Consider the following 14348-nt stretch of genomic DNA (forward strand, 5'->3'; position numbering starts at 1 on the left):
CCATGGTGGCCGGGGGGCGGAAGTGCCGGCTCAGTTGCCGCGCAGTTGCTCCGTCACCTTGCTGACATTGCCCGACACCTCGCTCACATCGCGCGCCACCTGGGTGATGCTGGCGGCGATCTCGCGGGCGGCCGCATCCTGCTGCGACACCGCCGAGGCGATGCTGGCCGAGATGGTCTGCACCTGACCGATGGCGGCGGCGATCGCGTGGATCGCATCCACGGTGCGGGCTGCCTCGCGCTGAACCGACGCGATCTGTTCCACGATCTCGTCAGTGGCGGTCGCGGTCTGCTTGGCCAGCGACTTGACCTCGTTCGCGACCACCGAGAAGCCCTTGCCGGCATCGCCGGCGCGGGCCGCCTCTATGGTGGCGTTCAGCGCCAGCAGGTTGGTCTGGCTGGCGATGTTGTTGATCAGCTTGATGACCACGCCGATCCGGTTGCCGGCGGCGACCAGCGCCTGCACGGTCTCGTTGGTCCGTGCCGCCTCGTCCGCGGCGGTCGACGACGCACTTGCGGCGGTGCTCGACCGTGCGGCGATCTCGGCCACGGATGCCGACAGTTCTTCCGTCGCCGTCGCCACCACCTGGGTGTTCGCCGTCGCCCTGTCCGCCGACATGCCAACCCGCGCCGACAGGGTGTCGGCAAGGTCCAGAATGGTCTTGCGCCGATCCTCTTCCGCCCGTGCCTCGGCGAATTCGGCCAGCTTCTGGCCGTGGATGTCGATCAGCGAACCACAGGCCCGCAGCGGATTGCCCTGGGCATCGCGCGACACGCCGCCGACGGCCCGGAACCAGCGATATTCGCCCGAGCGGGTCTTCAACCGATAGGGCACGTCATAACCGGTCCGCCCGCTGCGATCGGCCAGGCAGGCGCCGAAGGCATCGAAGGTCGGGCCGGAATCGTCGGGATGCAGGCGATCGGACCACGAGGTGACATGGTCGGGAAAGCCCTTCATGTCGCCACGCTCGAAGCCGACCAGCCGGCGGAATTCATCCGAGAACCGCCAGACGCTCTTCGGGTCCATGGCGTCGCCATTGTGCAGCGCCGCATCCCACAAGCCCATGCCGGCATGGGTGTCGAGCAGCGCCATGCGCTCAAGCTGGTTGCGTTCGGCATTGATGTCGATCAGCGAGCCGCAGGCACGCAGCGGGTTGCCCTGGGCATCGCGGGCCACGCCGCCGATGGCGCGGAACCAGCGATACTCGCCGTTCTTCATCCGCAGCCGATAGGGCACGTCATAGCCGGTGCGACCGGTCTTGTCGTTCAGGCAGGCGGTAAAGGCCGCGAAGGTCGGCCCCTCATCGGCCGGATGCAGCCGGTCAGACCACGCGTTCACCTTATCGGGAAAACCCGCCAGATCGCCATGCGCGAAGCCGACCAGCCGGCGGAATTCGTCCGAAAACCGCCACGATGCCTTGGCATGCATCGCGTCGCCCTCATACAACACGGCATCCCACAGGCCGACGCCGGCATACTTGCCCAGCAGCTCCATCTGGCGGAGCATTTCGCTGTCATTGCCCTTGAGCCCGTCGCTTTTCCGCCAGAACATGATATCGCACCCGCTGCCTTATGAACCTTGAGCAGCATTTATAGTTTACGCGCATGAAAAATCAGTTAAGTCTGCACTGTATGCTTTTGGGATAGAACGCCGTTTCTCAAGTGTGTCATCATATATAATATTCAACCTTGAATACATGAAAACAAGCTCAGGGTTCCCCGATAAAGGCCGCGAGTTCCGGTGTCTGCTGATGCGCGAACAGGTCTTTGGGCGCGCCCCGTTCGTGGATGCGCCCCTGATGCATGAACACCAGTTCGTCGCACACCTCGCGGGCAAAGCGCATTTCATGCGTCACCATCACCAGGGTCATGCCCTCTTCGGCAAGCGTGCGGACCACCGCCAGGACCTCGGCGACCAGTTCGGGGTCCAGCGCCGAGGTGATCTCGTCGCACAGCAGCACCTTCGGCTGCATGGCCAGCGCGCGTGCAATCGCCACACGCTGCTGCTGGCCGCCCGACAACTGGTCGGGGGTGTGATCGAAACGATCCGACAGACCCACCTTGGCCAGCATGGCCCGCGCGACCGCCTCGGCCTCGGCTGTGGCCATCTTCTTCACCACCTTCAGCGACAGCATGACATTGCCGCCCGCCGACAGGTGCGGGAACAGATTGAACTGCTGGAAGACCATGCCGACCTTCAGCCGCAGCGCCTTCAGGTCGCGCTCCCGCTCGCGCCCGTCGGCGCGCTCGCCATCGACGATGACCACGCCGTCGGTCGGCCGTTCCAGCCCGTTGACGATCCGCAGCAGCGTGCTCTTGCCCGATCCGCTGCGCCCGATCAGCGCCACCACCCGGCCTTCCTCGACCGAAAGATCGACCCCCTTCAGCACCTCGACCGCACCGAAGCTTTTGCGGATGCCGGCCAGTTGGACCAGCGGCCCCGCGCCCTTGCCGGCCAGGCCGGCACCGGATGCCGCCTGCCGGGTCATCATCGTGTCAGCGTGCGACATGGAGTGTCCTTTCAAGCCGGCGGGCCAGCATCGAGAGCGGGAAGCACAGCGCGAAATAGATCAGCGCGACGAAGCCATAGACCGTGAACGGGTCGAAGGTGGCATTGGCGATCATGGTGCCGGCCTTGGCCAGTTCCACGAAGCCGATGATCGAGGTCAGCGCCGTGCCCTTGACCACCTGGACCGAGAATCCCACCGTGGGCGGGATCGCGATCTTCAGCGCCTGCGGCAGGATCACCCAGCGCATCCGTTCGGGATAGGACATGGCGAGCGCGCGTGCCGCCTCGTCCTGGCCCTTTGGCACCGCCTCGACGCAGCCGCGCCAGATCTCGGCCAGAAACGCGCCGGTGAACAGCACCAGCGACAGCACGGCGGCGCTCCAGGCCGACACCTCGATACCGATCAGCGGCAGGCCGAAGAACACCAGGAACAGTTGCATCAGCAGCGGCGTGCCCTGGAACAGCTCCACATAGCCACGGGCGATACCGGCCGGCCATCGCCTGCCCGAGACCAGCGCGAACAGCGCCACCAGCCCCGCCACCGCGCCGCCGGCAAAGGCGATCAGCGACAGCACCACGGTCCAGATCGCCGCATCCAGCAGGTTGCGCAGGATGTCGAGTGTGCCGAATTCAACCATGGACGGCGCCTCCGGTCGCGGCCGCGGTGGTGGCGGCGCGGCGCGCGGCCGCGGCGGCACGCCGGTTCGCACCATAGAGCAGGCGGTCACCCAGTTGTTTCAGCAGCGCGCGGGTGGCAATCGCCAGCGCCAGATAGATGGCGGTCGCCACCAGATAGGCCTCGAACGCCCGGAAGCTGCGCGACTGGATGAAATTGGCGGCGAAGCTGAGTTCTTCCGCCGCGATCTGCGAACACACCGACGAGCCCAGCATCACGATGACGATCTGACTGGAGAGCGCCGGCCAGATCTTGCGCAGCGCCGGCACCAGCACGATGTGGCGGAAGCATTCGATCCGGGTCATGCCCAGGCTGGCCGCCGCCTCGCGCTGGCCGGCCGGCACGCCCTGAATGCCGGCACGGATGATCTCGGTCGAATAGGCCCCCAGATTGATCACCATCGCCAGCATCGCCGCTTCCACCTCGCCAAGCCTGACACCGGCGGCGGGCAGGCCGAAGAAGATGAAGAACAACTGCACGATGAACGGTGTGTTGCGGATCAGCTCGACATAGATCCCGGCCAGTTGGCTGAACACCGGCAGGCGTTCGGCCCGGGCATAGGCGCAGGCGATGCCAAGCAGCACGCCGACGACACCGCCGACCAGGATCAACTCGATGGTCAGCGCCACGCCCCGCACCAGGACGTCGGCATAGGTCAGGATGGGCGTGAAGTCGAAGCGATAGGCCATGGGGCATCGCCCTTCGAGCGGCGCTGGCGCGGGGGAGCCGGGGCTGAGAGCCGGCGGTCGGAAGCCGGACGGTCAGAGATCGGCCGGCAGTGGCGCACCCAGCCAGGTTTCAGAAATCGTCGACAGCCGGCCATCGGCCTTGGCGGCGGCGATGATCTCGTTGATCTTGGCCACCAGCGCCGTATCGCCCTTGGCAACGCCGATATAGCAGGGCGAATTCTTGATCAGGAATTTGGGTTCCGGCCGGGTGCGCGGGTTGCGCTCAAGGATGGCCGCCGCGACCACATTGCCGGTCGCCACCAGTTCCACCTGCCCCGACAGGAATGCCTGGATTGTGCCGTTATTGTCCTCGTAACGCCGGATGGTGACATCGGCCGGCGCCACCTTGGTCAGCTCCAGATCCTCGATCGCGCCACGCGTGACACCGATGGTGTGGCCGGCCAGATCCGCCGGCCCCGCCACGGTCAGATCGGCCGGACCGAACACGCCGTTGTAGAACGGCGCATAGGCGTCGGTGAAATCGATCACCGCCTCGCGCTCAGGATTCCTGCCCAGGCTGGAGATCACCAGATCGACCTTGTCGGTGGTGAGATAGGGAATGCGGTTGGCGCTGGTCACCGGCACCAGTTCGGTCTTCACGCCAAGCGCCTCGCCGATCAACCGCGCCATGTCGATGTCATAGCCGCGCGGCGCCATATCGGGGCCGACCGATCCGAAGGGCGGAAAGTCCTGCGGCACCGCCACCCGCAGCACGCCCATGGCCTGGATCGTGTCCAGACCGGCCGCCCCGGCCGGCGCGCTGGCGGTCACCATACCGATACCGGTCGCGGCCATCACCGCCGCCATGGCCATCGCACCCAGCACGCCACGGCGACGCATCATCATCCCTGCCTTGAACCGACCCGACATCGACATCCCCCATCCCTGAAATCCCGGGCCCCGACGAGCCCGGTGCATCGCAGCGCCCTGTCCACTGCTCATGTTTTGAGCGTGATTATATTTGGGGCATGAGTCAATGCGAATTTTTCAGGCAAGCCTCGATGTCGTCTGCGGCATCTGCTTGCAAACCCCAGGAAATCAGGACATCCTTCGCCTGAAACGTCCGGTCTAACTGGTCTGACCGGTCCAGCCAAAGGAACCAAAATTGGCCGGAGACAGCGTCCCCGAATATGTCGCGGGCCAACTTCAGCGAATGATTCTGGCCGGTGAACTGGCCCCTGGCGCGGCCCTGCCCGCACAGCGCGCCCTGGCCGAACGCCTTGGCGTCAGTCGGGCGTCGCTGCGCGAGGCGCTGACCGTGCTGGAAACCCTGGGTCTGGTGCGGGTACGCGCCGGCAAGGGCGTGTTCGTCGCCGATCCGTCCGCCGACGACACCACGCCGGGTCCGCGTGGCGACCGGCACGACCATGCGGCGCGCGTCTATCAACTTCGCCTGGCGATCGAACCCTTCGTCGCCGGGCTGGTGGCATTGACCGCGCATGATACCGAACTCGACGGCCTGGCCGAAACCGTGGCCGAGATGCGCGCCGCCATCACTGATGGCGATCTGGTGCGCGCGGCCCAGGCGGATGGCGACTTCCACCAGCGCCTGCTGGTCTCGGCCGGCAATCCGCTGTTTGCGGCGGCGATGCGGCCGGCCGGGCCGATGCTGGCTGAAACCCGCCGCATCCCCTTTGCCAACCGCGAGGGCGTGCGCGCCCCGCTGGACGAACATGAACGCATCCTGGCCCAGATCCGCGCCCGCAGCCCGCAAGGCGCGCGCGACGCCATGCACCGCCACATCCTTAGCGCCGCCACCCGCGCGGGCGTGGGCGTGCTGCGGCCCTGACGTCGCCACCCATCCGCCCCTTCGATCATGTGCCCCCATCAAGCCGGAAGCCGATCCGATGCCGATTTTCGCGCCCACCGCCGCCATCAACCTCGCCTCCCGCGCCCTCGGTGCCCGCACGCTCAGTTGTTCCGACGATTTCTTCGGGGCGCTGGACCGGCTGATCGACGATGCGCCGCCGGTGTTCGTTCCCGGCAAATACGACGACAACGGCAAATGGATGGATGGCTGGGAAAGCCGGCGCCGGCGCGATGACGGGCATGACTGGTGCGTGCTGGCGCTTGCCGCCCCCGGCCATATCGACGCCATCGAGATCGACACCCGCCATTTCACCGGCAATTTCCCCGCCGCCGCCGGCCTGTGGGCACTGACCGGTGACAGCGTCGCCGAAACGCCGGCCGCCGACGATCCGCGCTGGCAGCGCATCCTGGCACCGTCCGCCCTGAAGGGTGATGCCGGCAACGCCTTCATGCCTGATGCCGCCGTGATCGCTGCCGCGGGCGGCCGTGCCTGGACGCATCTGAAGCTCGACATCTTCCCCGATGGCGGCGTTGCCCGGCTCAGGGTCTATGGCCGCCCCGCCAGCCTGCCCGCCCCACGCGCCGATGGGCAGGTGGAACTGTCATCGGCCCTTGGCGGCGCGCGCGCGATCGCCTGGAACGACGCCCATTACGGCGATCCGCGCCACCTGCTGCTGCCCGGGCTGGGTGCCCGCATGGAAGATGGCTGGGAAACCCGCCGCCGCCGCGAGCCGGGGCATGACTGGTGCATCATCCGGCTGGCAACGCCGGGCAGGGTTGCATTTATTGAAATCGACACGCGCAGGTTCAAGGGTAATTATCCCGACACCTGCTCGGTGCAGGGTGTGATGGCGCCCCGGATGGCGGATGCGGCATGCGTGCCGCAAAGCCTGTTCTGGGCGGATGTCCTGACCTCCCGCAAGCTCGGTCCTGATGCCTTTCATGGCTTCGAACCCGATGCGCCGGCAATCCTCTCCCATATCCGCTTCAACATCTTCCCCGACGGCGGCGTCAATCGGCTGCGCATCTTCGGCACGCCTTGCGCCGTGGAGTGATGGTTTGCATGCATACGTTCCCACGGAGCATCCTGCGGCCGCGGCGGCTGACCCGCGCCGACTTCCTGCCGTTCGGCGACGTCATCGACGCCGGCGACACCGGCCGCACGCCGCTTGCGATCAATGGCGGCACCTGTCTGCGCCATGACAGTCTGGCGCTGGTGGAAACCGATGCCGAGGGCCATGCCGCGCTCAGCCTGTTCTTCGCCCATGAGCCGGTCAGCCTGCCGCTGGTGATCGAGGTGATGGAACGCCATCCCCTGGGCAGTCAGGCGTTCATGCCGCTCAACCGCTGCCGCTTCATCGTGGTCGTCGGGCCGGCCGAAGACCCGCGCCCGCGCCCGGAAAATCTTCAGGCCTTCGTCTCCGACGGCCGCCAGGGTGTCAGCTATCGGCGCGGCACCTGGCATCTGCCCCTCACCGTGCTCGACACCGGCCATCTGCTGGTGGTGGACCGTAAAGGCCCCGGCTGCAACCTGGGCGAGCACGTGTTCGAGCCCGGCACCGGCCCGCTGCTGCTGCCGCAGGATCTTTGACAGCCACCGCTCAAAACGTTGAAGCGTTAAGACACCGGGGCATCCAGAAACCGCTGCGCCACCGGATCGCCGGCCGCCGCCAGATTGATCCGCAACCACGGGCCGGAGGCCAGATCCGGCCGGAACACAGCGCCCGAAACCAGCCCGATGCCGCGGGCTTCCGCCGCCTGTACCAGATCGTCGGCATCCGCCGCGTCGCGGTGGCGCGCCCAGACGAACATGCCGCCGGCGGGGCGGGTGAAGACCTCCCACCCCGCCGCCGCCATCCGTGGCAGCAGCGCCGCCCGCCGCAACGCCAGCCGGCGGCACAGCGCCTCGGATTGCCGCCGCAGGGCGCCGGTTTCGATCATCACCGCCACCACCTGTTCGGCGAAGCGCGACGAGGCGACGCTGGTCAGCATCTTCACGTCCACGAAGCGCCGCAGAACCGCTGGATCGGCGGCGATATAGCCCACCCGCAGGGCCGATGACAGCGGCTTGGAAAAGCTGCCGACCATCACAACCCGGTCCAGCCCGTCCAGCGCCGCCAGCCGCACCGCCGGCACCCCGTCTTCGAAATCGGCATAGATGTCGTCTTCGACGATGGTCAGGTCATGGGCCGCCGCAAGATGCAGCAGCCGGTGCGCCACCTTGGCCGAGGTGGTCGATCCGGTCGGGTTGTGCAGAACCGTGTTGGTGATGAACAGCCGCGGGCGGTGGGCGCGGACAAGATCGTCCAGCACCGCCAGATCGGGGCCATCCGCCCGCCGCGGCACGGCCAGCATGCGCACGCCCTGCAGCCGCAGCAGCCCGAACAGGTTGTGATAGCCCGGATCCTCGACCAGCACCGCATCGCCGGGCCGGGTCAGCGCCCGCACCACCACGTCCAGCGCCTGGCTGCCGCCGGTGGTCAGCATCACCCTGTCCGCCCCCGCCGGCGCCGACAGCCGCTCCAGCCGCCGCGCCACCAACTGGCGCAGGCGCGGTTCGCCCAGCGGTGTGCCGTAATCGATCAGCGCCCGCCCGCCCTCGCGGGCCACACGGCGGATCGCGCGCGCAAGCTCGGTGGTGTCGTGCCAGTCGTCGGGCAGGCGTCCGCCGCCCAGGCGCAGCAGGGCCGGCCGGTCGTCATACAGCCGCCAGATCCGGCCGGCGACCGCGCCAACCCCCTCGGCGTCGGGCGGTGCCGACGGCAGCGGCGCCGGCGGTGCCGCGACATGAAAACCGGCGCCGGGCCGCGCCACGATCCGGCCATCGGCCACCAGACGGTCATAGGCCTCGATGACGGTGTTGCGGCTCACCCCCGCATCCGCTGCCAGACGACGGATCGACGGCAGCGCCGCACCGGCGGCCGCATCGGGTCCACGCGCCTCGATCCAGCGGCGGATGGCGGCAACAAGCTGATCGGCCAGCGGCTCGGGCCGGCTGCGGTCGATATCCGGCGTCATCGGGCATGGCCTCGCATCGCTTGAGGGGCGGCGTTCACTGTACCTGTCATCTGATGGGTACGGAACCGCCGATCCGCGCGTGGCCGTGCCTGTCGCCACGGCCCGGCCGGCGGCAGCATGGCGCTTGCGGCCATGCCGGCCGCACCCCGGAGCCCGCGCCATGTCCCTCGATCTGTCCGCCCGCCATGTCACGACCCGCGCCGGCTCGCCCGCGCGGCTGGCGCTTGCCCTGATCGCCGTCACCACCGCCGCCAATCTGCACACGCCGCTGGCGGCGCGCTATGCCATGGCCGACGGCCTCGGCACAGGTGCGGCAGGGCTTGCCTTCGCGGCCTATGTCGGCGGCGCGCTGCCGATGCTGCTCGCCGGCGCCGGACTGCCCGACCGGCTGGGGCGCGGGCGCACCCTCAGCCTGGCGCTGGGTCTCGCCATCCTGGCCGATCTGATCGTCATCGCCCGGCCGGGGCTTGCGGCACTCGGCCTGTCGCGCGCGCTGCTCGGCATCGCCGTCGCGGCCACATCGACGCTTGCCCCCGCCTTCATGACCGCGCAATTCGCCCCCGGCACCGATCCGCGCCGGATCGCCGCCAGGGTCTCCGTCGCCACCACCTTCGGCTTCGGGTTCGGTGCCGCAATGACCGCGCTGTGCCTGATCGTCGATCCGCTGGCCTGGATGCGGCCGCTCACGTTCCTGGCCTATCCGGCGCTCGCCGGCTTCGCTTTGCTCGCGGTGTCCGGATTGCCGCAGGGGGCCGGCCGCCGGCCCGATGCCCCGATGCTACGCCGGCCGGCCTTTCCTGCCGGCACCCTTCCCTTCGGCTTCGCCATCCTCGTCGCCTGGGCGGTGGTGGGCGTGGTCATCGCCGTGCTGCCGGCAACCCTGGCCCGCGCCGGGCTCGACAGCTATGCCGGCCTCGCCACCTTTCTGGTCATCGTGCCCGGCATCCTGGCCGTGCCGGCCGCCCGGCGCATGACGCCGGAGGCAGCCATCCGCCGCGGCCTGCTGATCCTGATTCCGGCCTATGCGCTCATCGCCTGGGGCGCGCTCGACGGCCGGATCTGGGCGGTGTTCACCGGCACCGCGCTGGCCGCGACATCCTGCTATGGTCTGGTGCATGCGGGCGGGCTGGCCGGGGTTCTGATCCGGTCGGGCACGTCCGCGACCGGCGCCACGGCCGGGTTCTATCTGCTGGCCTATCTGGGGTTCAGCCTGCCGGTCATCGTCACCGGCCGGATCGCCGATCTGGCAGGGCAGGAGGTCGCATTGGGCGGCTTCGGCGCGGCGCTGGTCATGGCCGTGCTGGTCCTGTGCGGACGGTCGGTCAGAACCTCCCCACGCTGACGGCTGCCCGCTGCCCGCGCTTACAATCCGTCCCAGAACCCGCCCTGGAAACGATGCGCCGCCCCGCGATAATGGCTGGCCAGCCGGTCCAGATAGATCCGCCGCACCTCGTCCTGCCCGGCCCTGTACCGGTCGAGCCCGCCCTGATCGCCGCCCAACGCCGCCACGACCGCGGCGGCGCCGGTCAGGGCGCCATGCATCGCCGACAGAAGGCCCTGGGCCGACAGCGGATCGAAAGCCTGAGCGGCATCGCCGATCGCCAGCCAGCCATCGCCGGCAACGCTGTCCAGCCGGGCGCCGCCGGCATCGCAGCCGACCGGCGCCGCCAGGGCCTCAGCCGCCCCGGCATGACCGGTCAGCGCCGACAGATGCCGGGTCGCCAGCCGCGCCTGATGCCACAGCGACGGATCGGCCAGCATCCGCGCCGCCACCGGTGCCGTCGTGTGCAGCGACGCCAGAACGGCGCCTGAGGGCATGCGCGCCGCATACCACCACCCGTCCGGTACCGCCTCGATCACCGTGCGGTCGAAACCGGGGTCGGACATGGCGCCGGCAATGGCGTTGAACCGGCCATAAAGCGCGATCAACTGCCGGTCGCGCAGCCGTGCCGCCCCCAGCCGGCGGGCGATCGCCGCCCTGCGGCCGGTGGCATCCACCAGCCAGCGCGCCTTAAGCGGCGGGCCGCCGTCGCTGAAGGCCACGCCCCAATCGCCATCATCCAGGCGGATCAGATCGCGCACGGCGGCCCGCCTGAACCCGGCGCCGGCGGACATCGCCGCACGGCGCAGATCGTCATCGAAGATCAGACGGTCCAGCCGCCATCCGGGGCCGTCGGGGCTGCGCAGGAAATCCGACGCCACCAGATCCGGCGTCGACCATGCCGACCAGTTGCCCCGCACCGGCCTGTGCCCCGCTGCATCGGACGGCACCGGCAGGCCTTCTGCCCGCAACAGGCGCAGGGCCGCACCGGGCAGCGCCTCGCCGATCTTGGGCGCGGTCTGAACGCGGTCGGCCATCTCGACCGACAGCCCGGCCCGCGCCAGGGCATGGGCCGCGACCGCCCCGGCGGGACCTGCGCCCGCGACCAGAACATCGGCCCTGGTCGCGGGCGTGGCGGTATCGGCATGGTCGCGGGGAGCGGTCAGGTGGTCGTCCAATCGGCTGTCGTCCATTCCCGGTGGCGGGTCGCCATGCTCAGTCGTCGGTATGGCGCACGCGGATGCTTCTGAACGCGGCCAACTGTTCCTCGCTTGCCCAGCCGGCGCGTTCGGCACGCGACAGATTGCGCGGACCGGCCGCCGACCGCAAGCGTGCCACCTGTTCCGCCGCCTGTTTCAGCCGACCGCCGGCCAGGGTTTCCACATACATCACCGCCGGCAGGTCCGGGTCGCCGTCGACCCCCGGCCGGGCCTCCACAATGCCCATCGCACCGAAATGGGCGATCATCTCGTCCATCACCTCGGCGACGCTGCCGGTCAGCGCCCGCAGCCAGCCGGCACGGGTCTGGAAGGCGGCCACCCGCTGGTCGCGCGGAACATCGGGGTTGGTGACCAGATCATAGACCTCTTCGGTCAGCACCTGATTGGGCACCCGTGCCGGCCAGAATGACGGCAGATAGGGGTCATATGCGATGTCGTAACCCGACCGGCAGAACGCCGTATCCCCCTGCCAGGGCAACGCCATCCAGCGGCTGATGTCACCCGGCCCCTGGTCATAGACCGGCCCGCCCGGCGCCAGCGCGATCTGCTGGTCCAGCGTCTTGCCGTAATCGGGCTCGACCGCGCCGGCCGGCCGGTGACGCAGCCGGTAGAGCGACATGTACATGGTGCCATGACGCATCGGCCAGGTCATCTCGCAGCCCGGATGGAAGGCATCGGCCAGGCAGTAATGCAGCGCCGCCTTGTCGAGCATCGCCGGCTGGTCGGCCAGCGGCACCTGAGCGATGGTGGCGGGCGGCGCCCCTGCCTCGGCGCGATCGTCGACGAAATGCCCCTCCACCCAGCGGCGCAGGATGGCCTCGCGCACCCGCGACAGCGGCAGGTTGTTGCCCGGCGATGCTTTCGAGAACGAGCCGAAGGCATCGCCATAGAGCCATGGCCACAGCCGCTGCTCGTTCACCGGCGTGTCGGCCGGGCGGAAGGCGTTGAACACCACCTGGCGCAGCTCGATCCACGGATCCTCGCCGTCGGCGCCGGGAACCTGGGCCAGCCGGTCGATCAGCGCCGGATCGTCGAAATCCAGCGGGCCGCCCTTGCCGAACATGGCGGCGAAGCCCTTGTTGACCCATTGCAGGTTCGACAAGCGCGACAACACCGGCAGCACGTCGCGGCTGAACGAGATCACCTCCGGCATCGGCAGGCGGCCGTCGTCGATATACATGTCGCTCAACAGGTCGTGCAGGGTCCGCCACGAGATGATGTCGGGCGCGTAATTCGGCGGCGCCACCACCACCCAGGCCGGGTCGACCGGCAGCGGACGGCCATCAATGGTCACCGCCGCCGTGACCGGCCCGTCCGAGATATCGTCGTACCAGTCATTGGCGTTGTTGAAGCTGTTGGGGTCTTCCGGCCGATAGACCGGCGCGCCCGAGGGGGATGCCGACACGCCCCGGCCGCCCAGAAAGATCAGCCGCCCGGCCGCATCGGTGCGGATCTCGCCCAGCGGCACCACCACGTCCTTGAACCTGCCGGTATCGAAGCTGTGCTCCGGCCCGCCCGACACCGACACGCCGCTGATGCTGCGCGGCCCCGGATCGATGACCAGCGACCCGCGATCGGCGAAGGGCACATCGGGGTTGCGGCGCGGCACGGTCATCGTCGCCGCGTCCGGAATGTCGAGCGCCGCCTGGAACTGATACCACGCGGCCTTCTTGTTGGCCGGATGCACGGTCCAGGTGATGTCGGCATTCTCGGCGGTCAACTCGCGCACCACCTGGCCGGCGGCGTTGTAGCCATAGATCCGGAACTGTGCCGCCTGACGCTTGATGGCGCCGGTCTCGTCACGATAGAAGCCCGGCGCCTCGGGCACCGGCCCCACCACTTCGGGGCCGATATAATAGGCCTCGGCGGCATCGCCGATCCGGGCAACGCCGATGCCGGGATGGATGGCCGCGCGCACCACCACGCTGTCGACCGCCGGCGCCACCTGGACCAGCGGCCGGGGCACCGACGGCTCGCCCAATGCCACGCCATTGGCGTTGCGGCGCTGATCGGCCGACGCGGCATAGACATCGCGCCGCGCCTCGGCGATCGACCCCTGCGGGGTATGGTCGGCGGTGACCCGCCAGATGTTCATCGACAGGTTTTCACCATAGGCCGGCTGCCCGCGTATGGTGATGTCCTGCGCGGGCAGGATCAGGTCGGCCACATGCACCGGCGGGCTCAGGGCCTCGTCCCAGCGCACGGTCGCCTCGTCCAGCGGCATCAGCGCCGGATCGGTCTGGAACTGGACCATGAAACGGAAGCTCACCTCGCCGGCGCGCAGCCGCGCTTCCAGATCTGCGGCCAGATAGGTCGGATCGGCCGGACGTTCCGGCAGCGGATCGGCATCGATCGCCGCTTCCAGCTTGTATTTCACGAACCGGCCGGGGCCATAGGCGAAGGGTACGCCGCTCCAGTAATCACTGCCCAGGCAGCTTGCCACCGGCTTCGCCATCTCGTCGAGCAGTTGCGCGGTTTCGGGGTGTGCCTCCAGATAGGGGCCATAATCGCCATTGATCACGCCGGCGCGCGTGAATTCGCACATATCACGGGCGGTGTTGACGAAAAACACGTCGAAGTTCTGAAGAATGACGTCGAAGGTGGTCTCGGTCGGCGCCCCGAAGATCTTCGGAATCGGGGTATCGAACAGTTTGATGCCGATGCCCAGCGTCGTCTTGTAATCGCTGATCGTCGGCAGGGTGTCGGACGAAAACCGCACCCAGGCCGGATACTCGGTGCCGGCGAACAGGCCGACCTTCAGATCTTCGGGCAGGTCGGGCCGGATGCGGAACCGGCCCGCCGCCACGCCATGCGGCTTCAGGAACACCGGGCGCAGCGCCGGGCACTGGCCCTTGGCGATCCGTCCGCCCTGCACGATGTTGACGAACATGTCGACCAGCGACCCCACCGGATCGGTCGCACAATCGACGGCGGCTACCGCCCCGGCGCCAATGCCGGCGCCGGCGGCGGCACCCTTCAGATGATCGGTCACGGCTGCTCTCCCCACCCTGGTTGCTCCGGTTCCCCCAGAGACAGATTCGTCACCTATTGTGACGCATGCTGCAACC

12 protein-coding genes are annotated in these 14348 nt (G+C 68.6%); 4 read left to right on the forward strand and 8 right to left on the reverse strand.

What is annotated here, in order from left to right; translation table 11 throughout:
- Positions 1–30: 30 nt before the first annotated feature.
- From WG924_RS13755 to WG924_RS13775, 5 genes are all read right to left on the reverse strand, one after another.
- Positions 31–1551 (reverse strand): methyl-accepting chemotaxis protein, encoded by a 1521-nt coding sequence (locus tag WG924_RS13755; RefSeq protein ID WP_345933607.1) that lies wholly within the window; start codon positions 1549–1551, stop codon positions 31–33.
- Between the two features lie 157 nt (positions 1552–1708).
- Positions 1709–2488, reverse strand: a complete 780-nt coding sequence (locus WG924_RS13760; protein ID WP_345933665.1) for an amino acid ABC transporter ATP-binding protein — start codon at positions 2486–2488, stop codon at positions 1709–1711.
- 7 nt (positions 2489–2495) lie between these two features.
- Entirely contained in the window at positions 2496–3146 is a 651-nt protein-coding gene (locus tag WG924_RS13765; protein ID WP_345933608.1) for an amino acid ABC transporter permease, read from the reverse strand.
- Positions 3139–3873: an amino acid ABC transporter permease gene (locus WG924_RS13770; protein ID WP_345933609.1), complete on the reverse strand. Its 735-nt coding sequence runs from the start codon at positions 3871–3873 to the stop codon at positions 3139–3141. Before WG924_RS13770 ends, WG924_RS13765 begins: the two co-directional genes overlap by 8 nt.
- Before the next feature lie 72 nt (positions 3874–3945).
- On the reverse strand, positions 3946–4752 hold the full coding sequence (locus WG924_RS13775) for a transporter substrate-binding domain-containing protein (protein ID WP_345933666.1): 807 nt from the start codon (positions 4750–4752) through the stop codon (positions 3946–3948).
- A 265-nt stretch (positions 4753–5017) separates the two neighbouring features.
- Between WG924_RS13775 and WG924_RS13780 the strand changes: the two genes are divergently transcribed.
- From WG924_RS13780 to WG924_RS13790, 3 genes are read left to right on the forward strand one after another with little or no spacing between them, the layout of a single operon-like run.
- Positions 5018–5701 (forward strand): FadR/GntR family transcriptional regulator, encoded by a 684-nt coding sequence (locus WG924_RS13780; RefSeq protein WP_345933610.1) that lies wholly within the window; start codon positions 5018–5020, stop codon positions 5699–5701.
- A 58-nt stretch (positions 5702–5759) separates the two neighbouring features.
- On the forward strand, positions 5760–6776 hold the full coding sequence (gene alc / locus WG924_RS13785; RefSeq protein WP_345933611.1) for an allantoicase: 1017 nt from the start codon (positions 5760–5762) through the stop codon (positions 6774–6776).
- 8 nt (positions 6777–6784) lie between these two features.
- The gene (locus WG924_RS13790; protein ID WP_345933612.1) at positions 6785–7312 is read left to right on the forward strand and encodes an ureidoglycolate lyase; all 528 of its coding nucleotides are present in this window, start codon (positions 6785–6787) and stop codon (positions 7310–7312) included.
- Positions 7313–7338: 26 nt separating this feature from the next.
- On the opposite strand, the gene WG924_RS13795 is transcribed toward WG924_RS13790, so the two are convergent.
- Complete coding sequence (locus WG924_RS13795; RefSeq protein WP_345933613.1) at positions 7339–8739, reverse strand: aminotransferase-like domain-containing protein; 1401 nt, start codon at positions 8737–8739, stop codon at positions 7339–7341.
- Between the two features lie 160 nt (positions 8740–8899).
- On the opposite strand from WG924_RS13795, the gene WG924_RS13800 reads away from it, so the two are divergent.
- On the forward strand, positions 8900–10081 hold the full coding sequence (locus tag WG924_RS13800) for an MFS transporter (RefSeq protein ID WP_345933614.1): 1182 nt from the start codon (positions 8900–8902) through the stop codon (positions 10079–10081).
- Between the two features lie 20 nt (positions 10082–10101).
- On the opposite strand, the gene WG924_RS13805 is transcribed toward WG924_RS13800, so the two are convergent.
- Both WG924_RS13805 and WG924_RS13810 read right to left on the reverse strand, forming a co-directional pair.
- Complete coding sequence (locus WG924_RS13805; RefSeq protein ID WP_345933615.1) at positions 10102–11253, reverse strand: tryptophan 7-halogenase; 1152 nt, start codon at positions 11251–11253, stop codon at positions 10102–10104.
- Between the two features lie 22 nt (positions 11254–11275).
- Positions 11276–14170 carry a LodA/GoxA family CTQ-dependent oxidase gene (locus WG924_RS13810; protein ID WP_345933667.1) on the reverse strand — a complete coding sequence of 965 codons (2895 nt, stop codon included), beginning with the start codon at positions 14168–14170 and terminating at the stop codon, positions 11276–11278.
- Between the last annotated feature and the right edge of the window lie 178 nt (positions 14171–14348).

This window comes from Tistrella arctica (assembly GCF_039630945.1).
In the GTDB taxonomy this organism is placed as follows: domain Bacteria; phylum Pseudomonadota; class Alphaproteobacteria; order Tistrellales; family Tistrellaceae; genus Tistrella; species Tistrella bauzanensis.